The sequence below is a fragment of the Isoptericola sp. NPDC056573 genome, from assembly GCF_042793335.1.
In the GTDB taxonomy this organism is placed as follows: Bacteria; Actinomycetota; Actinomycetes; order Actinomycetales; family Cellulomonadaceae; genus Isoptericola.
Map to the genome: position 1 here is coordinate 1 of NZ_JBHTUY010000003.1, position 22,060 is coordinate 22,060.

General features: G+C 73.5%; 19 protein-coding genes. 10 read left to right on the forward strand and 9 right to left on the reverse strand.

What is annotated here, in order from left to right:
* Nucleotides 1–166 precede the first annotated feature (166 nt).
* The 5 genes from ACFQ8E_RS05125 (at nucleotide 167) to ACFQ8E_RS05145 (ending at nucleotide 6,786) form a co-directional block, all read left to right on the forward strand.
* Nucleotides 167–1,828 (forward strand): glycoside hydrolase family 13 protein, encoded by a 1,662-nt coding sequence (locus ACFQ8E_RS05125; protein WP_430549503.1) that lies wholly within the window; start codon nucleotides 167–169, stop codon nucleotides 1,826–1,828.
* Nucleotides 1,829–1,923: 95 nt separating this feature from the next.
* A complete protein-coding gene (locus ACFQ8E_RS05130) occupies nucleotides 1,924–3,318 on the forward strand; it encodes an extracellular solute-binding protein (protein ID WP_430549504.1) in 1,395 nt (464 codons plus the stop codon).
* A gap of 2 nt (nucleotides 3,319–3,320) precedes the next feature.
* Nucleotides 3,321–4,289 carry a carbohydrate ABC transporter permease gene (locus ACFQ8E_RS05135; RefSeq protein ID WP_430549505.1) on the forward strand — a complete coding sequence of 323 codons (969 nt, stop codon included), beginning with the start codon at nucleotides 3,321–3,323 and terminating at the stop codon, nucleotides 4,287–4,289.
* Nucleotides 4,286–5,236, forward strand: coding sequence for a carbohydrate ABC transporter permease (locus ACFQ8E_RS05140; RefSeq protein ID WP_430549506.1), 951 nt, complete (start codon nucleotides 4,286–4,288; stop codon nucleotides 5,234–5,236). Before ACFQ8E_RS05135 ends, ACFQ8E_RS05140 begins: the two co-directional genes overlap by 4 nt.
* Nucleotides 5,237–5,316: 80 nt before the next feature.
* Entirely contained in the window at nucleotides 5,317–6,786 is a 1,470-nt protein-coding gene (locus ACFQ8E_RS05145) for a helix-turn-helix domain-containing protein (RefSeq protein WP_430549507.1), read from the forward strand.
* A 123-nt stretch (nucleotides 6,787–6,909) separates the two neighbouring features.
* Here the strand turns inward: ACFQ8E_RS05145 and ACFQ8E_RS05150 are convergent, their stop codons facing one another.
* The 3 genes from ACFQ8E_RS05150 to ACFQ8E_RS05160 all read right to left on the reverse strand — a co-directional run bounded on the left by ACFQ8E_RS05150 (nucleotide 6,910) and on the right by ACFQ8E_RS05160 (nucleotide 9,476).
* Entirely contained in the window at nucleotides 6,910–7,212 is a 303-nt protein-coding gene (locus tag ACFQ8E_RS05150; RefSeq protein ID WP_430549508.1) for a hypothetical protein, read from the reverse strand.
* Nucleotides 7,209–7,766 (reverse strand): DUF6529 family protein, encoded by a 558-nt coding sequence (locus tag ACFQ8E_RS05155; RefSeq protein WP_430549509.1) that lies wholly within the window; start codon nucleotides 7,764–7,766, stop codon nucleotides 7,209–7,211. The genes ACFQ8E_RS05150 and ACFQ8E_RS05155 overlap by 4 nt, the downstream gene beginning before the upstream one ends.
* A 120-nt stretch (nucleotides 7,767–7,886) precedes the next feature.
* On the reverse strand, nucleotides 7,887–9,476 hold the full coding sequence (locus tag ACFQ8E_RS05160) for an alpha-N-arabinofuranosidase (protein WP_430549510.1): 1,590 nt from the start codon (nucleotides 9,474–9,476) through the stop codon (nucleotides 7,887–7,889).
* A 136-nt stretch (nucleotides 9,477–9,612) separates the two neighbouring features.
* Between ACFQ8E_RS05160 and ACFQ8E_RS05165 the strand changes: the two genes are divergently transcribed.
* From ACFQ8E_RS05165 to ACFQ8E_RS05185, 5 genes are read left to right on the forward strand one after another with little or no spacing between them, the layout of a single operon-like run.
* Nucleotides 9,613–10,962, forward strand: coding sequence for an ABC transporter substrate-binding protein (locus tag ACFQ8E_RS05165; protein WP_430549511.1), 1,350 nt, complete (start codon nucleotides 9,613–9,615; stop codon nucleotides 10,960–10,962).
* Nucleotides 10,963–11,009: 47 nt separating this feature from the next.
* Nucleotides 11,010–11,963 carry a carbohydrate ABC transporter permease gene (locus ACFQ8E_RS05170; RefSeq protein WP_430549512.1) on the forward strand — a complete coding sequence of 318 codons (954 nt, stop codon included), beginning with the start codon at nucleotides 11,010–11,012 and terminating at the stop codon, nucleotides 11,961–11,963.
* On the forward strand, nucleotides 11,963–12,865 hold the full coding sequence (locus ACFQ8E_RS05175) for a carbohydrate ABC transporter permease (RefSeq protein ID WP_430549513.1): 903 nt from the start codon (nucleotides 11,963–11,965) through the stop codon (nucleotides 12,863–12,865). The genes ACFQ8E_RS05170 and ACFQ8E_RS05175 overlap by 1 nt, the downstream gene beginning before the upstream one ends.
* Nucleotides 12,862–14,886 carry a glycoside hydrolase family 127 protein gene (locus ACFQ8E_RS05180; RefSeq protein ID WP_430549514.1) on the forward strand — a complete coding sequence of 675 codons (2,025 nt, stop codon included), beginning with the start codon at nucleotides 12,862–12,864 and terminating at the stop codon, nucleotides 14,884–14,886. Before ACFQ8E_RS05175 ends, ACFQ8E_RS05180 begins: the two co-directional genes overlap by 4 nt.
* A 5-nt stretch (nucleotides 14,887–14,891) precedes the next feature.
* A complete protein-coding gene (locus tag ACFQ8E_RS05185) occupies nucleotides 14,892–15,980 on the forward strand; it encodes a LacI family DNA-binding transcriptional regulator (protein ID WP_430549515.1) in 1,089 nt (362 codons plus the stop codon).
* Here ACFQ8E_RS05185 and ACFQ8E_RS05190 read toward each other — a convergent pair.
* The 6 genes from ACFQ8E_RS05190 to ACFQ8E_RS05215 are packed head-to-tail and all read right to left on the reverse strand — an operon-like array spanning nucleotide 15,964 to nucleotide 21,904.
* The gene (locus ACFQ8E_RS05190) at nucleotides 15,964–17,262 is read right to left on the reverse strand and encodes an MFS transporter (protein ID WP_430549516.1); all 1,299 of its coding nucleotides are present in this window, start codon (nucleotides 17,260–17,262) and stop codon (nucleotides 15,964–15,966) included. The genes ACFQ8E_RS05185 and ACFQ8E_RS05190 overlap by 17 nt on opposite strands.
* On the reverse strand, nucleotides 17,259–17,879 hold the full coding sequence (locus ACFQ8E_RS05195; protein ID WP_430549517.1) for an ArsR/SmtB family transcription factor: 621 nt from the start codon (nucleotides 17,877–17,879) through the stop codon (nucleotides 17,259–17,261). The genes ACFQ8E_RS05190 and ACFQ8E_RS05195 overlap by 4 nt, the downstream gene beginning before the upstream one ends.
* Nucleotides 17,880–17,934: 55 nt before the next feature.
* On the reverse strand, nucleotides 17,935–18,630 hold the full coding sequence (locus tag ACFQ8E_RS05200; RefSeq protein WP_430549518.1) for a DUF624 domain-containing protein: 696 nt from the start codon (nucleotides 18,628–18,630) through the stop codon (nucleotides 17,935–17,937).
* The gene (locus ACFQ8E_RS05205) at nucleotides 18,627–20,000 is read right to left on the reverse strand and encodes an arabinan endo-1,5-alpha-L-arabinosidase (protein WP_430549519.1); all 1,374 of its coding nucleotides are present in this window, start codon (nucleotides 19,998–20,000) and stop codon (nucleotides 18,627–18,629) included. Before ACFQ8E_RS05205 ends, ACFQ8E_RS05200 begins: the two co-directional genes overlap by 4 nt.
* A gap of 2 nt (nucleotides 20,001–20,002) precedes the next feature.
* The gene (locus tag ACFQ8E_RS05210) at nucleotides 20,003–20,920 is read right to left on the reverse strand and encodes a carbohydrate ABC transporter permease (protein WP_430549520.1); all 918 of its coding nucleotides are present in this window, start codon (nucleotides 20,918–20,920) and stop codon (nucleotides 20,003–20,005) included.
* A gap of 15 nt (nucleotides 20,921–20,935) precedes the next feature.
* On the reverse strand, nucleotides 20,936–21,904 hold the full coding sequence (locus tag ACFQ8E_RS05215; protein ID WP_430549521.1) for a carbohydrate ABC transporter permease: 969 nt from the start codon (nucleotides 21,902–21,904) through the stop codon (nucleotides 20,936–20,938).
* Between the last annotated feature and the right edge of the window lie 156 nt (nucleotides 21,905–22,060).

Consider the following 22,060-nt stretch of genomic DNA (forward strand, 5'->3'; position numbering starts at 1 on the left):
GGGGGGGCGGGGGGGCCCCCCTGGGGCCCCCCGCCCGGCCGTTCGCTTGTGCCTGTCTGCGCGTGGTGATGTCGCAGTTTGGTAACGCTGCTGTCGACTTCTTGCGTGCTCTACGTCGGCTCATTACTGTCCTGCTCATCGACGACGACGTGGAAGGGGCTCATCGGTGAGCAAGGGGCAGGACGCCGAGTGGTGGCGCAGCGCGGTGATCTACCAGGTCTACCCGCGCTCGTTCGCCGACGGGAACGGCGACGGCACGGGTGACCTCGCCGGGGTGCGACAGCACCTCGGGTACCTCCGGGGCCTCGGGGTCGACGCGATCTGGTTCACGCCCTGGTACGTGTCGCCCCTCGCGGACGGCGGGTACGACGTCGCGGACTACCGCGCGATCGACCCGCAGTTCGGCACGCTCGCCGAGGCGGAGGCCCTCATCGCCGAGGCCCGCGCGCTCGGGATCCGCACGATCGTCGACGTCGTGCCGAACCACGTCTCGTCCGCGCACCCGTGGTTCCGCGCGGCCCTCGCCGCGGGCCCCGGCTCGCCCGAGCGCGAGCGGTTCTGGTTCCGGCCGGGCCGGGGCGAGGACGGCGACGAGCTGCCCACCCGGTGGGTCTCCGACTTCCAGGGCACCACCTGGACGCGCACCACCGACCCCGACGGCACGCCGGGCGAGTGGTACCTGCACCTGTTCGCCCCGTCGCAGCCCGACCTCAACTGGGACCACCCCGACGTGCGTCGTGAGCACGAGGAGGTCCTGCGCTTCTGGTTCGACCGGGGCGCCGCCGGCATCCGCATCGACTCGGCCGCGCTGCTCGTCAAGGACCCGACCCTGCCCGAGGTGCCCGAGCACCCGGGGCCCGGGGAGCACCCGCACGTGGACCGGGACGAGCTGCACGACGTCTACCGGTCCTGGCGGGCCGTGGCCGACTCCTACGACGAGCCGCGCGTGCTCGTCGGTGAGGTGTGGCTGCCGGACACCGAGCGCTTCACCCGGTTCCTGCGCCCCGACGAGATGCACACGGCCTTCAACTTCGACTTCATGGCCCGGCCCTGGGACGCCAAGGCGCTGCGGGAGTCGATCACCACGACGCTCGACGCGCACGCGCCGGTTGCGGCGCCCGCCACCTGGGTGCTGTCCAACCACGACGTCACCCGCCCGGTGACGCGGTACGGGCGCGCGGACTCGTCGTTCGCGTTCACGGCCAAGCGGTTCGACACCCCGACCGACCTGGACCTCGGGCGCCGCCGGGCCCGCGCCGCGGCCCTGCTCGTGGCCGCCCTGCCGGGCGCGCTGTACGTCTACCAGGGCGACGAGCTCGGGCTGCCGGAGGTCGAGGACCTGCCGCGCGAGCTCCTCCAGGACCCCATGCACGACCGGTCGGGCGGCGTCGACCCCGGCCGTGACGGGTGCCGCGTGCCGCTGCCGTGGACCCGCCGCGGCGCCTCGCTCGGTTTCGGGCCCGACGACGGCGCGGCGCCCTGGCTGCCGCAGCCGGCGGCGTGGGGCGGGCTGTCCGTCGAGGCCCAGGAGGCGGACCCCGCGTCGATGCTCGCCCTGTACCGCCGGGCGCTCGCGGCCCGGCGCGCGGAGCCCGCGCTGCGGGGCGGCGGCCTGCGCTGGCTCGAGGCGGTCGGTGAGGTCCCGGTCGGTGACGACGTCCTCGCCTTCGCCCGCGACGGCGGCGCGGACGAGCTGGTGTGCGTCGTCAACCTCGGGCCCGAGCCCGTCCCCCTGCCGGCCGGCGCCGACGTCGTGCTGCACAGCGCCGACCCCCGCGAGCCGCTCGTGCGGATCGCCACCGACGTCGCGGTCTGGCTCCGCCCGTGAGGTGCCCCGACCCGACCCCCGACCAGCACCACCGCGGGGACCACCGACGGTCCCCGTCGACGGTCAGACCGACACCGGATCGACAAGGAGTGACGATGAAGTCCACACGAAAGCCGGCCGCGCTCGCCCTGGTGGGCGCGCTCACGGCGAGCACCCTCGCCGCGTGCTCCGGCGGGGGCGACCCCCAGGACGAGAGCACCAACTCGGCGGGTCAGGTCACCCTCTCGGTGGTCTCCCTGCTGCCCGGGTCCACAGAGGAGGCGGTCGCCGCCTTCGAGGACCAGGTCGCGGAGTTCGAGAAGGCGAACCCCGACATCGACGTGCAGCCCGAGGAGTACGAGTGGAAGGCGACGACGTTCGCCGCCCAGCTCGCGGGCGGCACGCTGCCCGACGTGTTCGAGATCCCGTTCACCGACGCGCAGGGCCTGGTCGAGAACGGCCAGCTCGCCGACATGGACGCGCAGTTCCGCGCCCTGCCGTACGCGGAGCAGTTCAACCCGACGATCCTCGAGGCCGGCACGGGGGCCGACGGCCACGTGTACGCGATCCCGGCGAAGAACGCCTACCCGGTGGCGCTGCACTACAACCGCCAGCTCTTCGAGTCGGCCGGCCTCGACCCCGACCAGCCGCCGACCACCTGGGAGCAGGTGCGCGAGTACGCCGACAAGATCGCCGACGCCAACCCCGGCGTCGCGGGCTACGCCACGATGACGCAGAACAACACGGGCGGCTGGCAGCTCACGGCACAGACCGTCGCGCGCGGCGGCCGCACCGTGGAGACCGACGCCGACCAGAAGGCCTCGGCGACCCTCGACAACGCGGGCACGAAGGAGACGCTCCAATTCCTCCACGACCTGCGGTGGGAGGACGAGTCGATGGGCGGCAACTTCCTGCTCGACTGGGGCAGCATCAACCAGGAGTTCGCGGCCGGCCAGGTGGGCATGTTCACCTCCGGCTCCGACATCTACACCTCGCTGGTGCAGACCAACGCCGTCGACCCGGAGACCTACGGCCTCGCGCCGATCCCGCTGTCCGACGCACCGGAGGCGGCGACGCTCACCGGCGGCACCCTCGCCGGTGTGCCGGCGAACGTCGACGAGGGCGTGAAGGACGCCGCGATCAAGTGGATCGACTTCTTCTACCTCAACAAGCTGGTCGACGAGGACCGCGCCGTCGCCGACGCCGCGACGCTCGCCAAGAACGACCAGCCCGTGGGCACGCCCGTCCTGCCGATGTTCTCGAAGGAGCAGTACGAGCTGAACCAGGAGTGGATCGCGGACTACGTCAACGTGCCGCTCGACCAGATGACGGCGTTCACCGACGCGATGTTCGACCTGCCGCTGGCAGGCGAGCCGTCGCAGAAGACGCAGGAGGTGTACGCGCTGCTCGACCCGGTCGTGCAGGCGGTCCTCACCGACGAGGGCGCCGACATCGACGCCCTGCTCGCCGACGCGAACACGCAGGCCCAGGCGCTGCTCGACCAGGGCTGACCGTGACCGTCACGACCACCTCTCCTCGCGGCGACGTCGCCGCACCCGCGCGGGCGGCCGGCGCCGGCCGCCCGCGCCGGGGCCCGGCCACCTGGTTGCGCGGGGGCGGGCTGCACAGCCTCGTCTTCCTGCTGCCGCTGCTGGTGATCTTCGGCGTCTTCTCGTGGTTCCCGATCGTGCGCGCCGTGATCATGAGCGTGCAGGAGACGAACCTCGTCACCGACCCGACGTTCGTCGGGCTGGACAACTTCCGGCACGTCCTGGCCGACCCGCTGCTGTGGAAGGCCGTCAGGAACACGCTGTACTTCGCGTTCCTCGCGCTGCTGTTCGGGTACCCCGTGCCCCTGATCGCCGCGGTGCTCATGCGCGAGGTGCGACGCGGGCGGGGGCTGTACTCCGCGCTCGCGTACCTGCCGGTCGTGGTGCCGCCCGTCGTCGCCGTCCTGCTGTGGAAGTTCTTCTACAAGGGCGGGCCGACGGGCGTGTTCAACACGATCCTCGGCTGGGTGGGGCTCGGCCCGTACCCGTGGCTGCAGGACGCGTCGTGGGCGATGCCGTCGCTCGTGCTCGCCGCGACCTGGGCCGGCGCGGGCGGCACGGTCATCATCTACCTGGCGGCGCTCACGAGCGTGCCCGCCGAGCTGTACGACGCCTCCGAGGTGGACGGCGCGGGCCTGTGGCGCAAGATCTGGCACGTCACCCTGCCGCAGCTGCGCGGGGTCCTGTTCATCACGCTGATCCTGCAGGTCATCGGCACGGCGCAGGTGTTCCTCGAGCCGTACCTGTTCACCGGGGGCGGGCCGAACAACGCGACCGTGACCGTGCTGCTGCTCATCTACCGGTACGCGTTCCAGAACAGCCTGGGCGGCGACTACGGCGCCGCGACCGCGCTGTCGCTCCTGCTCGCCGCCGTCCTCGCGGTCTTCTCGGTCCTCTACTTCCGGCTCACGCGGTCCTGGAGCACGTCATGACCCTCACGACCACCGACCGCCCCCGCCAGGCGCGCGCCGCGCGCCGTCGCGCCGCGTCGCCGTCCGACGACGGCGACCGCGGCGCGCTGTCCGCCCCCGACTGGCGCCGTCCCGCGGTCCGCTGGGGGATGGGCGGCACGCACGTGCTGCTCCTGGTGCTGCTCGTCGTCGTCGGCCTCGGCCCGATGCTGCTGCTGGCGAAGTACGCCGTCACCCCGACGCAGGACATCCTGCGCACGCCCATGGCGGTCTTCCCGCACGGCATCGCCTGGGAGAACCTCGAGCGCGCCTGGAACGACGTCCAGGTCAGCCGCTACTTCATGAACACCGTGTGGCTGGCGCTCGGGTCGTGGGCCGTGCAGCTCGTGGTCGCGACGACGGGCGGCTACGCGCTGTCCGTGCTGCGGCCGCGCTACGGCAAGGTCGTGCAGGCGCTCGTCCTGTCGACGATGTTCGTGCCCGCCGTCGTGCTGCTCGTCCCGCTGTACCTGACGATCCTCGACCCGCCGCTGCTGGGCCGGTCGCTGGTCGACAGCTTCTGGGCCGTGTGGCTCCCCGCCGGCGCGAGCGCGTTCAACGTGCTGCTGGTGCAGCGGTTCTTCGACAACCTGCCGCGCGAGGTGTTCGAGGCCGCGCGGGTCGACGGCGCGGGGCCGTACCGGCTGTTCTGGTCGATCGTGCTGCCGATGTCGAAGCCGATCCTCGGCGTCGTGTCCGTGTTCGCCGTCATCGCGGCCTGGAAGGACTTCCTGTGGCCGCTGCTGGTGCTCAAGGACCCGGCGATCCAGCCGCTGTCCGTGCGGCTGCCCGCGATCGAGGCGTCCACCGAGCTGGGCGTCTTCCTCGCCGCGCTGGCGATCTCGACCGTGCTGCCGGTGGCGATGTTCCTGGTCTTCCAGCGGCTGTTCCTGCGCGGCGCAGGGCTCGGGGGAGCGGTCAAGGGCTGACGTTCACCCGCCGTGTCGTTGACGCCTGGATAGTCCGAATGCTGATATATGCCCAGATCAGCGACTCTCGGAGGAACGACGTGACCCAGCACGACCCGACGACCGACACCCCGGCCGCCGCACGACCCACGGTGCGCTACCGCGGGCGGCACCTGCCGATGGTCGCGGTGGTCGTCGCCGCGACCATCGCGACCGCCCTGGCGTACAGCGGCATGGTGCTCTTCGGCCTGGAGGTGGCGGGGATGTCCCCGGCGGAGGCGTACGCACTCGCCGGCTTCCTCGAGGTCAGCCTCGTCGCCGTCGCCCTCATGGCGCGCAACGCCGCCCTGGAGGGCCGCCCGTACGGCGTGCTCCTCACCCTGACGTGGATCCTGTCGGGCACGTCGGGCATGTTCGCCGCGCTGCACGAGATCGCCGTGCCGGACGCGAGCACCCCGTACATGGTCGCGTTCCGGTTCGTGCCGCCGCTGGTCGCCGCGCTCATGTGGCACCTGGCGCTGGTGGGCGAGCGCCACCTCGTCACGGGCCACACGCTCGACGAGCGCCGCCGGGAGCACCGCGTGCACCAGTACGTCACCGCCCTCGAGGTGTGGCGCGACGCGCGGCTCGACAGCACCGGGAACCACGCGGGGATGCGCAAGGTGCGCACGGCGCACAGCCGTCAGCGGGCCGCGCGTGACGCCGCGCTGAAGCTGCTCACGGTCGAGGACTTCGAGCGGCGCATGCAGGTCTGGGTGGAGCGGCTCGAGGCCGCCGAGCGGCACGGCAACCGTCTCGACCTCATCGGCGCCAGCTCGATCGAGCGCGGCGTCGCCCGCGGCACGTCCCCCGCCGGCCCGCGCGCGCTGCCGGCGCCCGCGGCCTCGCCCGTCGCGCTGGTCGCGGCCCCGCCGGCGGTGCAGGAGCCGGGCGCCCGCCCGGCGGTCGAGGACGCCGCGGCGGACGCCTTCGCCGACGACCTCCAGGCGGCGCTCACCGGCGCGACGGAGGTCGTGGAGGCGGACGAGCGACCTGACGTGCCGGTGGACGACGTCACCGTGGCGGCCTGGTTCGACGACCTGGACGAGGACCTGGGGCCCGACCCGTCGCGCGAGCCCGCCCAGGACGTCGTCGCCGAGGACACCGCCGACGTCACCCCGGAGCGGTCGTCCGCGGACGTCGAGGCGGAGGCGGGCCTGCCGGGCACGCGTGAGCCGCTGCCGGAGACGGGGCACACCCGCCGGGTCGAGGTGTTCGACCTGCTGCGGCAGTCGGACCCGGCACTGGGAGATGCGCTCGCTCAGCGGTCCGCGTTCCTCACGGCGCACGGGGGGCCGGCGACGGCTGCGCCTGCCGACGGCACGGAGCCGGCGGACGCGCCCGAGGCGCCCTACACCGCGGAGGAGGCCGCCGACCTGACGGCCGACGCGGCGTTCGACGACCGGGGGGACCGCGACCGCCGCATCGTCGAGCTCGCCGACGACGGGCTCACGCACCGCGAGATCGCCGAGCGCTTCGACGTGTCCCGCGCGACGGTCAGCCGCGTGGTGAGGCGGCACGCCACCGTCTGACGTCCGGTCGTCGGGCGGCTCGTCGGCGCGGCCGTCAGCGCAGCGCCGCGAGCATCGCGCCGACGGTCGCGGCCGCCAGCGCGATCAGCACCAGGGTGGGCAGGCGCTGCCCGAACGGTCGTCTCATCCTCGCCCTCGGTCCTTGTCGCGGTCCTCGTCGTCGCGGTCGTCGTCGCGGTCGTCGTCGCGGTCCTCGTCCCGGTCCGCGTCGTCCTCGCGCCGGTCCTCGAGCTCGTCCTGCTCGTCGTCCAGCCGGTCCTCGAGCTCCTCGCGTTCCTCCTCCGACGGGGGCCCGGACGCGGAGAACCAGGCGAAGCCGCCGACGCCGGCGACCACCGCGACGGCGAGGCCCTCGACGACGTCGCGACGCGACGGCCCCGGCCCGTCCGGGACGGGGGCGTCGGGCGCGGCGCCGGGGCCGGTCACGCGCCGCCGCCGGTGAGGTACCAGAGCGCCGAGGTGGACCAGACGAGGGCGAGGAGCGCGACGACGAGGCCGCCCAGCAGCGGCAGCACGACGGGCGGCAGGGCGCGCACGCGCAGGGCGAGCATCTTGACCGTGAACGCCCCGTAGAACAGGCAGCCGGCGACGGAGTGCACCAGCACGCGGGAGGGCTCGCCCTCCAGCCCGATCGACCAGACGCACGCGAAGGCCACGGGGAGCGTCAGCCCGAACGCCGCCACGCCGCTCCACCGGTGCAGCAGGCCGACCCAGCTCGGAGCCTCCCGGACGCCCGGCAGCCGGCCGTACATCGCCAGGGCGGAGGCGAGCTGGACCAGGAGGAGCGTGACGGCGGCGGTGGACAGCCACGTCTTCATCTCGAGCATGCTGGTGAACCACAGCGTCAGCAGCGGCGCGCCGTCGCCCGGGTGGGCGTCGGCGTACGCGCCGAGGGCGGCGGCGACGCCCACGCCGGCCGCCGTCGCGGCGGCCAGGGCCCAGCGCCACGTCGCGCGGGGGACCGCGGGGGACTCGCCCATGCGAGTCACAGTGCCCGGTCCGCCGGGTGCCGGCCACCGGACACGACGCCGAACAGGCGGTTGCGCACCTCCTGAGGTGTCACAAGGTGCGCAACCGCCAGTTCGGCGTCGGCGGGACGGTCAGGCGCGGGCGAACGTCCCCGCGAAGGCGGTCCAGGACTCCGGCGCGAGGCGCACGCGGGTCGTGCCCGCGTCACCCGGCGTCGCGGCGGAGGCGACGTCGACGACGGACCAGCAGGCCTCGGCGACCTTCGCCGCGTGCTCGGCGCCCTCGACGGCGGGCTCGTGGTCCGCGACCATCTGCCAGCCCTCGATGAGGCCGAGCGCGGCGCCGACGTGGGCCAGCTCCACCTCGACCACCCGGTCGGACCGGTTCGTGAGGAACAGGCCGAGCGAGCCGTCGTCGTCCACGGTCGCGGCGGCCGTGACGACCGGCGCCGTGCCGTGCTGCGCGGTGTCGTACGTCGGCGCGTCCACCCGCACGTCGAGCGCCGTGCCGCGGGCCAGCCGCGACGTCGTCGCGAACGGGTGGAAGGTGGGCTGGCGCCACGCCTCGCCGCCGGGCGCGGTCATGATCGGCGCGATGACGTTGACGAGCTGCGCGAGGCAGGCCACCGGCACGCGGTCGGCGTGGTTGAGCAGGGTGACCATGAGGTCGCCGACCACGACGGCGTCGAGGCCGGAGTAGACGTCCTCGATGATGCGCGGGGCGTCGCGCTGGATCGGCAGGTTCTCCTCCCCGCCGAAGCGGGTCGTGTTGTACCAGACGTTCCACTCGTCGAAGCTGATGGTGATCGCCTTGTCGCTGCGCCGCTCCGCGCCGACGGCGTCCGCCGAGGCGACGACGCGGTCGATGAAGCGGTCCATCGCGGTGCCCGACGCGAGGAATGACGCGCGGTCGCCGTCGATCTCCTCGTAGTAGGCGTGCATGGAGATGTGGTCGACCAGGTCGTAGGTGTACGACAGGACGGTGCGCTCCCACTCGCCGAACGTGGGCATCTGCATGGACGACGAGCCGCAGACGATCAGCGAGATCGACGGGTCGACGAGCTTCATGGCCTTGCCGGCCTCGGCCGCGAGCTTGCCGTACTCGTGGGCGTCCTTCTGCCCGATCTGCCACGGGCCGTCCATCTCGTTGCCGAGGCACCACAGCGTCACGCCGTAGGGCTTCTCGCGGCCGTTGGCGATGCGCAGGTCGGCCCACCGGGTGCCGGCCTCGCCGTTGCAGTACTCGACCAGGGCGGCGGCGGCCGCGACGCCGCGGGTGCCGAGGTTGACCGCCATCATCGGCTCGACGCCCTCGCGCTCCGCCCACTGCAGGAACTCGTCGGTGCCGACGAGGTTGGGCTCGACGGTGCGCCACGCGAGGTCGAGGAACGGCTTGCGCTGCTCGACGGGGCCGACGGCGTCCTCCCACACGTAGTTGGAGACGAAGTTGCCGCCGGGGTAGCGGACCATCGGCACGCCCAGCTCGTGGACGAGGTCGGCGACGTCGCGGCGGAAGCCGTGCTCGTCGGCGGTGGGGTGGCCCGGCTCGTAGATGCCGGTGTACACGGCGCGGCCGAGGTGCTCGACGAACGAGCCGAACAGACGGCGGTCGACGGCGCCGCGGCGGAAGTCGTGGTGCAGGGTGACGCGGGCGCCGGCGGCGGCGGGGGCCTCGTCGGGAGCAGTGGTGTCGGGGCGGGCATCGGTCTGGGGAGCCGTCATGGGTCTCACGTTCCTCGTCGAAGTGGGCGATGGTGAAGCCACCGTGTACAACGATGTAGAGTCAACCACGGTCGCCGCGCGCGGCACCAATCGGCCCAGGAGGATCTGGGTCCGGACGACTCGAGGAGGAATCGGCATGCGCAGAGGCTTGCGACGCGCCGTGGCGGCGACGGCCGCCGGGCTGGCCGGCCTGTCGCTCGCGGCGTGCGCGCCCGGGGGCGACGCGGGCTCGGCGAACAACACGAGCTGCACCAACGAGATCACCAAGCCCGACGCCACCCGCGTCACCCTCTGGGCCTGGTACCCCGCCGTCGAGCAGATCGTGGACACGTTCAACGCCCAGCACGACGACGTCCAGATCTGCTGGACCAACGCGGGCCAGGGCGCCGACGAGTACGGCAAGTTCTCCACCGCCCTCGAGGCGGGCACCGGCGCTCCCGACGTCATCCAGCTCGAGTCGGAGATCCTGCCGACGTACACGATCCTCGACGGCCTCGCGGACCTCGCGCCCTACGGCGCGGCCGACCTGGAGGACCAGTTCCCGGCCGGCGCCTGGTCGGACGTCTCCAGCGGCGGCTCGGTGTTCGCCGTGCCGGTCGACGGCGGCCCCGTGGGCATGCTGTACCGGGCCGACATCTTCGAGGAGTACGGCGTCGAGCCGCCGACCACCTGGGACGAGTTCGCCCAGGCCGCGCAGGACCTGCGCGACGCCGGCTACGACGGCTACATCACCAACTACGCGACGAACGGCGGCGCGTTCAACTACGCGCTGTTCGCGCAGGCCGGCTGGGCGCCGTTCGCCTACGACCCGGCCCGGCGCGACCAGATCGGCATCGACGTCGACACCCCCGAGGCGCGCCAGGTCCTGTCCTACTGGGAGGACCTCATCGACCGCGGCCTCGTGGCCAGCGACGACGCGTTCACCAGCGACTACAACACGTCCCTGGTGGACGGCACGTACGCCGTCTACATCGCCGCCGCGTGGGGGCCGGGCTACCTCGAGGGGCTGTCGGACGCCGACTCCGGCGCCGAGTGGAAGGCCGCGCCGCTGCCCCAGTGGGACCCGGCGGACCCGGTGCAGGTGAACCAGGGCGGCTCGGCGCTCGCCGTCACCTCGCAGGCCACGGACCCGGAGGCGGCCGCCACCGTCGCCATGGAGCTGTTCGACGACGAGGAGACGTGGAAGATCGGCGTCGAGGACGCCGGCCTGTTCCCGCTGTGGAACCTCGCGCTCGACGCGCCGTGGTTCACCGACCGCCGCTACCCGTTCTTCGGCGGCCAGCAGGTCAACCGCGACGTCTTCCTCGACGCCGCCGCGCAGTACCCGGGGTTCACGTTCAGCCCGTTCCAGGTGTACGCCTACGACCGCCAGACCATGGCCCTCTACGACATGGTCGAGGGCGGGTCGACCGCCGCCGACGCGCTGGCGACCATCCAGGACAGCCTGGTGCGCTACGCCGAGCAGCAGGGGTTCACGGTCCGATGACACACCCAGAGACGACACGCACGGAAGCGACCGGAGGGAGCGCCTCGATGGCCTCGACGACGACGCAGGCGGCTCCCGCGCCCGCCCGGGCCGGGAGCCGGGGCGGTGGGCCGAGCCTGCTGGACACGAAACGACAGTGGTGGGGGTGGCTCTTCCTCGCCCCGTTCACGATCGTGTTCGTGCTCTTCCTGCTGGTGCCGCTGGCGTACGCCTTCTGGCTCAGCCTGCACACCAAGGGCATCGCGACGGGCGGCGAGAGCGTCTTCACCGGCGTCGCGAACTACGTGCGCGTGTTCACCGACGCGGACTTCCTGTCCGGCATGGCACGCGTGGGCCGGTTCGTGCTCGTCATGGTGCCGATCCAGATCGGCCTCGCGGTGGCGATCGCGCTCGTGCTCGACACGCTGGCCACCCGGCTGTCGAAGGCGTCGCGGCTGCTCGTCTTCGTGCCGTACGCCATCCCCGCCGTCATCGGCGCGCTCATGTGGGGCTTCCTGTACAGCCCGCGGTTCGGCCCCGCGAACGACGTCTTCGGGATCTTCGGCCTGGCCGCGCCCGACTTCCTCAGCCGCGACCTCGTCTTCGGCTCCCTGGTGAACATCGTGACCTGGCAGTGGGTCGGCTACTACATGATCATCGTCTACGCCGCGCTGCGGGCGATCGACCCGTCGGTGTACGAGGCGGCCAGGCTCGACGGCGCCGGGAACTGGGCGATCGCGGTCCGGATCAAGATCCCGATGATCGCGTCGTCGATGGTGATGATCGTGGTGTTCGCGCTCATCGGCACCCTGCAGTTCTTCACCGAGCCGACGGTGCTGCGGTCGGTCGCGCAGGGCGCGATCCCCACCACCTACACCCCGAACATGTACGCGTACTCGATGGCGTTCTCCTACAGCCAGTTCAACTACGCCTCCACGATCGCGTTCGCGCTGGGGATCCTCGTGTTCATCGGGTCGTACGTCTTCCTGTACGCCACCCGCAAGCAGAGCGGACTGAAGTGATGACGACGGCGACGACGCAGCAGACCTCCCCGCGCCGGGCCGGACAGCGCCGGATCGGACAGCGCCGGATCGGCTCCCACCTGTTCCTGCTCCTCGCGGTGCTCTACTTCGTCGTGCCGCTGTGGTGGCTCGTGGTCGGGTCCACGAAGTCGAACAGCGGGCTGTTCGTGGGCTCCGGCGGCGCCCTGTGGTTCAACGACGAGTTCGCGCTGTGGGACAACGTGAAGCAGCTGTTCACCTACCAGGGCGGCATCTACTGGACGTGGATGCGCAACTCGTTCGTGTACGCGATCGTCGGCGGCGTGGGGTCCACGGTGCTCGCCGTGCTGGCCGGGTACGCCCTGGCCAAGTACCGGTTCCGCGGTCGCAACCTCTACTTCTCGATGCTGCTCGGTTCCGTCATGGTGCCGCTGACGGCGCTGACGATCCCCACGTTCGTGCTGCTGAGCCAGCTCGGCATGATCAACACGATGTGGGCCGTGATCCTGCCGTCGCTGCTCAGCCCGATCGGCGTCTACCTCGTGCGCGTGTACGCCGTGGACGCCATACCGGACGAGATGCTCGACGCCGGACGCGTCGACGGCGCGGGGGAGCTGCGCCTGTTCTTCCGCGTCGCCCTGCCGCTGCTGCGGCCGGCGTTCGTCACGGTGCTGCTGCTGACGACCGTCGCGACGTGGAACAACTTCTTCCTCCCGCTGGCGGTGCTGCGCGACCCGCAGCTGCTGCCCGTCACCGTGGGCATCAACCAGTGGCAGACGCTGTCGAACGCGGGCGCGGGCGGCGAGCAGGTGTGGAACCTCATCACCACCGGCGCGCTGGTGTCGATCCTGCCGCTGATCGTGGCGTTCCTCGCCCTGCAGAAGTACTGGCAGGGCGGGCTGTCCCTCGGGTCGATCAAGTGACGCGCGACGGCGCCCCGGGCGGGGCGGGGCCCGTGGGCGGCGCGCTGCCCGCGGCGCGCACCCGCCCGCTGCCCGCGGGCGCGGCGCGGCTCGGGCCGGCCGGCGTGCTCGGGCGGTGGCAGGAGCGCAACGCCGCCGCGACCCTGCCGCACTGCCTGACGGCGCTCGAGACGTCGGGGGCGCTGGACAACCTGCGCCGCCTGCTCGACCCGGCCGATCCCGAGCGTCACGACGGCCCGTACCGCGGCTTCAACTTCGCGGACTCCGACGTGCACAAGACGCTCGAGGCGGTCGCCTGGGAGTCGGCCCGTGCCGGCGCCCCGCGGCACGAGGAGGAGGTGCGGCGCGTCGTCGACCTGCTGCGGCGTGCCCAGGCGCCGTCGGGCTACCTGGACTCGCACGTGCTCGGCGCCCCCGCCGGGTCCGGCGGCGCGCCGTCCGCCGCCCCGTACGCCGACCTGCGCTGGGGACACGAGCTCTACGTCCTGGGCCACCTGGTGCAGGCGGGGATCGCGCGGGCGCGCGCCACGGGCCAGGACGACCTCCTCGACGTCGCGATGGCGTGGGCGGACGACGTCGTGTCCCGCCTGGCCGACGGCGAGGAGCTCGTGTGCGGGCACCCGGAGGTCGAGTCGGCGTTCGTGGAGCTCTACCGCGAGACGGGCGACCCCGCGTACCGCGAGGCGGCCCGGCGGATGCTCGACCTGCGCGGGCACGGCCGCCTCGGCTCCGGCCCGTTCGAGCCGGCCTACCACCAGGACGCGACGCCGGTGCGCGCCGCGGACGAGGTGGCCGGGCACGCCGTGCGGCAGCTCTACCTGCTGGCGGGCGTCGTCGACCTCTATCTCGAGACGGGCGAGGACGCGCTGCTCGCGGCCGCCGCGCGGCAGTGGGACGACGCGCACGGGCGCCGCACCTACGTCACCGGCGGGATGGGGTCGCGGCACAAGGACGAGTCCTTCGGGGACCCGTACGAGCTGCCGCCCGACCGCGCGTACGCCGAGTCGTGCGCCGGGGTGGCGAGCGTGCTGTGGGACTGGCGGATGCTGCTCGCCACCGGCGAGGCGCGGTACGCGGACTCGCTCGAGCACGCCCTGCTCAACGTGGTGGCGGCGGCCACCTCCACGGACGGCACGGCCTTCTTCTACTCCAACCCGTTGCAGGTGCGCACCGGCCACGACGGGACGGACGAGTACCAGGCCTCCGGCCGGCGCGGCTGGTTCGCCTGCGCCTGCTGCCCGCCCAACCTGGCCCGGCTCGTCGCGTCGCTGCACACGATGGTCGCCACCCGGGACGCCGAGGACGGCGCGCTCGCCGTGCACCTGTACGGCGACGCCGACCTCGACGTCGCTCCCGAGGCCGGGCTCGGCGCGGGGGAGGGCGTGCGCGTGCAGGTGCGCACCGGCTACCCGTGGGACGGCGACGTCCACCTCACCGCGGACGAGCCGTCGCCGGTGCCGCTCGCGCTGCGGCTGCCCGGCTGGGCGGACCCCGCGCGCACCCGGCTGGAGGTGGACGGCGAGACCGTCGACGCCGCCACGGCGCTCGACGCGCGCGGCTACCTGCGGGTCGGCGCGGGCGCGCGCCGCGTGCGGCTGAGCCTGCCGATGGAGCCGAGGGCGCTCGCCGCGCACCCGCACGTCGACGCCGCGCGCGGCTGCGTCGCCCTGGCCCGCGGGCCCGTGGTGCACTGCCTGGAGCAGGTCGACCACCCCGGGGTCGTCCTCGAGGACGTGACGCTCGACCTCGCCGCCGGCCTCGAGGTGGGGCCGCCGGACGACGCCCTGGGCGTGGGGGCGACGCTGCTCGGTGCCGGGCGCGCGACGCCGTCCGCGGGGCTCGCGCTCTACCGCACCGTGGACGGCGACGCGGCGTCCGACGACGCGCGCGGCACCGTGGAGCTGCAGGTCCGGGCCGTGCCCTACGCTGTGTGGGGCAATCGAGGAGAGGGTCCGATGCGGGTCTGGGTCCCGGCCGCGGCATCGGCGCGGCCCGGCGACCGAGGGCGGTCGGGAAGGTGAGCGGCATGCGCGTGACCATGCACGACGTGGCCCAGCGGGCCGGCGTGTCGATCAAGACGGTGTCGAACGTCGTCAACGGGTATCCGCACATCCGGCCCGAGACCCGCCGGCGCGTCGAGGAGGCGATCGAGCACCTCGGCTACCGCCTCAACACCACGGCGCGCAACCTGCGCACCCAGCGCACGGACATGATCACGCTCGCCGTGCCGGAGCTGCGGCTGCCGTACTTCGCGGAGCTCGCGGACTCCGTGATCCGCTCCGCCGAGGAGCAGGGCCTCACCGTGCTCATCGAGCAGACCGGGTCGGTGCGCGAGCGCGAGATCGAGCTGCTCGACGGCCGGCGGCGCCACCTCACGGACGGCGTGATCTTCTCGCCGCTGGCGCTCGGCCAGGACGACGTGGAGCTGTTCGCGGTGGACTTCCCGCTCGTGGTGCTGGGCGAGCGCGTCTTCGACGCCCCCGCCGACCACGTGACGATGAACAACGTGGCCGCCGCCCGCGCCGCCACCCTGCACCTGGCGTCGCTGGGCCGGAAGCGGATCGCCGTCGTGGGCGCGCACGAGGGCGAGCTGGTCGGTTCCGCCGCCCTGCGCACCGAGGGCTACCGGCAGGGCCTGGAAGCCGCCGGGCTCCCGTACGACCCGGCGCTCGTCTCCGAGGCCGGGCTGTGGCACCGCTCGACCGGGTCGGAGTCCATGGCCCGGCTGCTCGACTCGGGCGTCGAGATCGACGCGGTCTTCGCCCTCAACGACGCGATGGCGCTCGGCGCGCTGCACGCGCTGCACGCCCGCCGGATCGAGGTGCCGGACGACGTCGCGCTGATCGGCTTCGACGACGTCGACGACGTGCGCTACTCGGTGCCGACCCTCAGCTCCGTGGACCCGGGGCGCGAGCAGATCGCCCGCACGGCGGTGGACCTGCTCGTCGAGCGGATCGCGGGCGGCGACGAGCGCCCGTTCCGCCGGGTGATCCCGGACTCGCGGGTCGTGGGCCGCGAGTCCACCGGCGACGCCGCGGAGGGCATGGAGAAGGTGGTGGCCGTGCAGCCCGGGGGCAACGAGGAGATCGTGTCGCCGGTCAGCGCGACGGCGTGACGACCCGCGGCATCTCCCGCGGTGCGGGCATCTCCCGCAGGCCGCGCAACGGGCTGCGCAGCGCGCTGAGGCAGGCGGCACAGTGCACGGCCGCCATGAGCAGCACGGTCTCGCGCACGCCCAGCACCTCGCCCAGGGCGCCCGCGGCCAGCCCGGCGAGCGGCATCGTGCCGAAGTTGACGAACTGGCTCGTCGTCACGACGCGGCCCATCAGCGGCTGCGGCACGTAGCGCTGCCGCCAGGCCCCGCGCAGCACGTTCCCGGAGACCACCGCGAGCCCGACCAGGAAGAGGCCGGCGACGGTCCACGCGACCCGCGCGCCGCCGCCCCCGAGCCCGACCAGGAGCGCGGGGGGCCCGCCGGCGACGATCAGCAGCACCGTGGCGCGGGCGCTGCCGAGGCGCCGGCTGAGCCAGGTCGCCACGGTGGCGCCGAGCAGCCCGCCGCACGCGCCGACGGTCATCACGACGCCCAGCGCCGAGGGGCCCAGGCCGACGGTGTCCACGAGGAACAGCACGAGCAGCGCGGTGTACCCGGTGAGGCCGAAGTTGGAGATCCCGCCGACGACGACGAACCAGCGCAGGTAGCGGTCGGAGGCGACGAACGCCACGCCCTCGCGGATGCGCACCCGCAGCGGGGCGGTGGGCGGGCGCTCGGGCCGGCGCACGGGACGGACGCGCCAGAGGCACAGCGCCGAGACGAGGAAGCTCGCCGCGTCCAGGGCCAGCCCGGCGGCGGCGCCGAGCGCCTGGGCCATGGCGCCGCCGATCCCCGGGCCCGCCACCTGCATGCCCGACTCGGTGCCGAGCAGGCGCGCGTTCGCGGCCTCGAGCTGCTCGTCGGGCACGACCTGGGGGAGGAGCACGATGTAGGCGGTGCGGAAGAAGACCGTGCTGACGCCCGCGGCGAGCGCGGCGCCGACCAGGTGCGGCAGGGTCAGCACGTCGAGCGCGGCCGCGACGGGCACGCTGCCGATGGCGACGGCGGCCACCAGGTCGGCCGCGATCATCACGGCCCGCGCCGGGAGCCGGTCGACCCACGCGCCGGCGGGCAGGCCGATCACGAGCCACGGCAGCCACGCCGCCGCGGTGAGCAGGCCGACGACGGCCGCCCCGGCGTCGAGCTCGAGCACCGCGACGAGGGGCAGCAGCACCGACGTGGTGGCGTTGCCCAGCACGCTGACGCCCTCCCCGAACCAGAGCCGGCGGAACCCGCGGTTGCGCGCCAGGGGGACGGTGCCGGTGCCGGCGGGGACGACCCGGTGGCCTGCCGCGGCGGTCATGGCTGCGCGGGGAACCCGCGGCCGAAGACGAGCACGGGCTCGCGCTCGACACCGTCGTCCGGCTGCGGGCGCTCGGCCCACCGCACGAGGACGGCCGTGATCTCCTCGCCGAGCGCAGCGAGCTCCTCCGGGGACAGGTGCACCCAGGTCTCGGTCGCGAACGCGGCGCCGTCCCACTCGGGCGCCGACCCGGCGTTGGCCTGCCACTCCCGGACCCGGTCGAACTGGCGCTGGAGGTGGAGCGCCTCGGCGGCCTGCGCGGCGGTCACGGCGGCGGCGTCCGCGGCGAACTCCTGACGCGACCAGCGCAGCCGTGGCGCGACGAGGCGCCACCAGCGCTCGCGTCGGTCGCGGGCGAGCTCGGGGGCCTCGGCGACGAGGCCGGCGTCGTGCAGCACCTTGAGGTGGTGGCTGGCGCTGCCGACGGCCTGCCCCGTGCGGCGGGCGAGCGCGGACGCGGTGGAGGGGCCGTCGACCTTGAGCGCGTCCATGAGCCGCGCCCGGTAGGGGTTGGCGAGGGCGGCGAGCGCCTTCGCCTCGGTGACGGTGCGCACCGCGTGCGGGTCGGGTGCGCCGTCCTGCGGGGTGCCCTCGGTGGGGGCGGGTGGCTGCGTCATCCCGCCACCGTAGACCCACAAGGGGTGTTGTACAAGAGTTCTTGTGGAATGTCCCTCAGGCCGCGGACCCTCCCGAGACCTGGGCGTCGATCCGGTCGAGCCGGTCGGCGGCGAGGCGGCCCGTGGCCCACAGCCAGAAGCCCGGGCCCACGAGGACGGCCAGCAGCGGCAGCGCCCAGGCGGCCACGAGGAGGGCCGCGGCCACGACGAGGATCGCGACCGACGTCGCCGGGGCGAGCAGGGGGAGCAGCAGCAGGAGGCGCCAGGTCGCCACCGGCCCGCTCGCGTACCGCGCGACCACCACAGGCCAGCAGGCGAGGACGACGGCGCCCCACGCACCGACGACCACCAGGCCGCCGGTGAGGACCGCACGCCCGGGCCCCCCGAGCAGGTCCGAGCCGTCGAGCAGGCCCAGCGCCCCGGCGTCGAGCCACAGCAGCCCGGCAACCGCCCAGACGGGAGCGAAGAGTGCGGCGGTGCGGCCGAACCCGTCGCGCCACGTACGCCAGAACGTGCGCCAGGGCGTGGGCTCCGCCGTCATCCGGGCGGCGACGACCCCACCCGCCCGCAGCGCCGGGCCGAGGCCGAGCAGCACGCCGCCGGCGAGGGCGCCCAGCACCACCATGGCGGTGACCTCGACGAGGAGGGTCGCCCAGCGCAGCGCCAGCATGACGCCGCCGGCCCAGCCGGGCACCTCGGCGTCGGCCACGGCGGTGCGCACCGCCGCGCGGTCCGGCACGGGGGCCGTCACGGGAGCCTCGTCGCGAGGGTGACGCGGCCCGTGTCGTCGAGCGCCACGAGGCACAGGGTGGCGCGGTCGCGCACGGCGTCCCACGCCGGGTGCACGACGGCGGACACGGCCGCGCCGTCGGGTGCGGTCCAGGCGAACCGCCCCCCGCCCAGGGACCGCACCGCGGCCTGGGCCTCCAGCGGACCCGCGGCGCCGTCCTGCACGCGCGTCGGGTCCGTGCCCGGGGTGAGCTGCTCCCACGTGCCGTCGAGGACGGCCGGGTCGGAAGGCCAGCGGGAGACGTCGTCCACCTCGCGCTCGGGGCCGGCCCACGGTTGGGGCGCGACGAGCGGCCAGCCGTCGTGCGTCCACACGAGCCGCCGCAGCTGGAGCCGGTGCTCGGTGGGGGCGTCCGCGTCGCGCACGTGGTGCACCAGCAGCTGGCGTACGTGCGAGCCCGCCTCGGGGGCCGCGGCGGGGACCCGCTCCGTGAGCACGGACGCGTGGCCGGGAGCCAGGATCCCGGGACCGCCGGCGAGCCGGTGCCCGGACAGCACGGGCACGCCGACCGTCCACGGGTCGGCGTCGACGTCGGTCATGAGGCGACCGGCGCGGTCACGGTACGGGCCCGGGACGGCGTCGCCGACGGCGGACCGGAGGTGATAGCTGCCCGCGAGCGAGTCGTACGAGACGAGCAGCGCCCATCCGCCGCCGGGCCGGGGGAGCACGAACGCCCCCTCGACCGCGCCGTCGGCCGCCCGCGCCCGGCGCGCCAGCAGGCGGCTCGGTGCGGCGTGCAGCTCGCCCAGGGCGGGCGCGAAGCCGTCCGCCACGAACCCGGTGGCGCCGTCGAGCGGGAGCACGTGGATCCCGCCGAAGAACGACCCGTACACGAGCCACTGCGTCCCGTCCGGCTCGATCACGACGTTCGCGTCGATGGCGTTGGGGTGGCCGAGCCCCGCGGGCGGTTCGGCGTGGTCGCTCGCCACGACGACGCCCCGGTCGGTCCACGGGCCGGCCGGGTGCGGCGCCTCCGCCAGGCCGATCGCCGAGCGGCGCGAGCCGAAGGTCGACGCCGAGTAGTACATCCGCCACGTCGTGCCGGCCGGCGTCTCGACGCGCACGACCTCGGGCGCCCACAGGCCCTCGGCGCCCGACCACGCCGCCGCGGGCGCGGGGACGCCGGGCAGCGCCCACCCGTGGAAGTCCCACGTCACGAGGTCGGCGGAGCGTCGCACCTGGACGCCGCCGCGGACCGGGCCGTCGGAGCGCGCGTCCGTGGAGAAGAGCCAGTAGACGCCGTCGTCGTCCCGTACCGCGGTGGGGTCGTGCACGTGGCGCCCGCCCCAGGCGGCGGTGTCGGGCGGCGTGGCCGTGTCGGTCTGGGTCATCATCAGCCCTTCGTGCCGGTGAGCGCGACGGACTCGATGATCTGCCGCTGGAAGATCAGGAAGACCACGAGGATGGGCAGCACGGCGACGACGGACGCGGCCATGATCAGCGGGTAGTCGCGCTGGGTCGCGTACTGGACGTTCATGTTGGCGATGACGACCTGCAGCGTCTGCCGCTCCGGCGTGTTCAGGTACAGGATCGGCGCCAGGTAGTCGTTCCAGACCGCCATGAACCAGAGGATGAACTGGGCGGCGACCGCCGGTCGGATGATCGGCATGATCATGCGCCAGAAGATCTGCCAGTACGACGCCCCGTCGATCTTGGCCGCCTCGACCAGGGAGTCCGGCACGCTCGACAGGTACTGGCGCAGGAAGAAGATCATCACGATGTTGCCGAAGATCGCGGGGACGATCAGGGGCCACAGCGTGTCCACCCAGCCGATCTTCGAGAACATCACGAACTGCGGGATCATGATCGTCGGGAACGGGATCATGATGCCGGTGAGCAGGCCGATGAAGATCGCGTTCTTGAACGGCATCCGCATCTTGGCGAGGGCGAACGCCGCCAGCGAGCAGGTGAACGTCCCGATCACCGTGACGCTGAGCGACACGACGAGGCTGTTCTTGATGCCGTCGAGGACGTAGGAGTCCGTCCACATGCGGACGTAGGTGTCCCACTGGGGCACCTCCGGGATCCACACCGGGGGCAGGGCGAAGACCTCGAGCTTCGTCTTCAGGGAGGTGGAGAGCATCCACACCAGCGGGGCGATCATGAAGACCGCGCCCGCCGCGAGGACGATCCACACGACCGTGTCGGTGAGGCGCGAGCGTGCCGTGCGGCCGAGGCGCGCGCCGGGCGGGGTGCCGGTCAGGGTTCCGGGCGGGGTGCCGGGCGTGATGTCGGGCGTCGTGGTGGTCATGGTGTCTCCCGGGCCTCAGTCGACGACGAAGCCGGCGTTGCGCCGGTTCAGCCGGAACTGGATGAGCGTGATGACGAGGATGAGGAGCCCGAGCACCACCGACATCGCGGTGGCGTAGCCCATCTGCTGGTACCGGAACGCCTGCAGCCAGATGTGGTAGACGACCGAGGCCGTCGAGTACTCCGGCCCGCCGGTGGGCGTCATGATCTGGATCTCGATGAAGATCATCGCGCCGCCGATGACCTGCGTGACGATGAGGAAGAAGGTCACCGGCTGCACCATCGGCAGCGTGATGGAGCGGAACTTCTGCCAGCCGCCGGCGCCGTCGAGCTCGGCCGCCTCGTAGAGGGAGCGGGGCACGGACTGGATCGCGGCCAGGTACAGCAGCATCGAGTACCCGAGCCCCTTCCAGACCGCCATCAGGATGATGGCGGGCTTGGCCCAGAGGGGGTCGGCCAGCCAGTTCGGGCCGTCGATCCCGAAGAGCCCCAGGAACTGGTTCACCAGACCGAAGTCGCCGTTGTACGCCCACTGCCACAGGATCGCGATCGCGGCGATGGACGAGATCACGGGGACGTAGTAGATGGCCCGGAACGCGGCGCGACCGAAGATCTTCCGGTTCATCATCACGGCGAGCGCCAGCGAGATCGCGAGCCCGATCGGGATGCCGATCATGTAGAAGAACGTGTTGAAGAGGGTCTGGCGGAACCGCTCGTCGCCCAGCAGGGCGACGTAGTTGTCGAGCCCGATGAACTGCATCGGCCCCAGCCCGTTCCACCGCGTCAGCGACGCGTACAGCGCGAAGAGGGTGGGGTAGAGGATGAAGAGCAGGTAGCCGAGCACGGGCGCGGCGACGAAGAGCAGCGCCCACCTCTTCTCGGTGCGGTGGAGCCGCGAGGTCCCGCCGCGTCGTGGCGGCGCGGGAGCGGGGTCCGGCGCCGGGGGGCGGGTGCCGGCCGTGGCCGGCGTGGCGGTGGACGTCATCGCAGACTCCTTCGTCCAGGGACGTGCGAGGGGGACGTGCGGGGGCGGGGTGGGGGGGGGGGGGCCCGGGGGGGGGGGGGGGCGCCCCCCGGGGGGGGGGGGGGGGGGGTACGGGCGCGGCCCGCCCCCGCCCCGCGCGGGCCCCCGGGGGGGGGA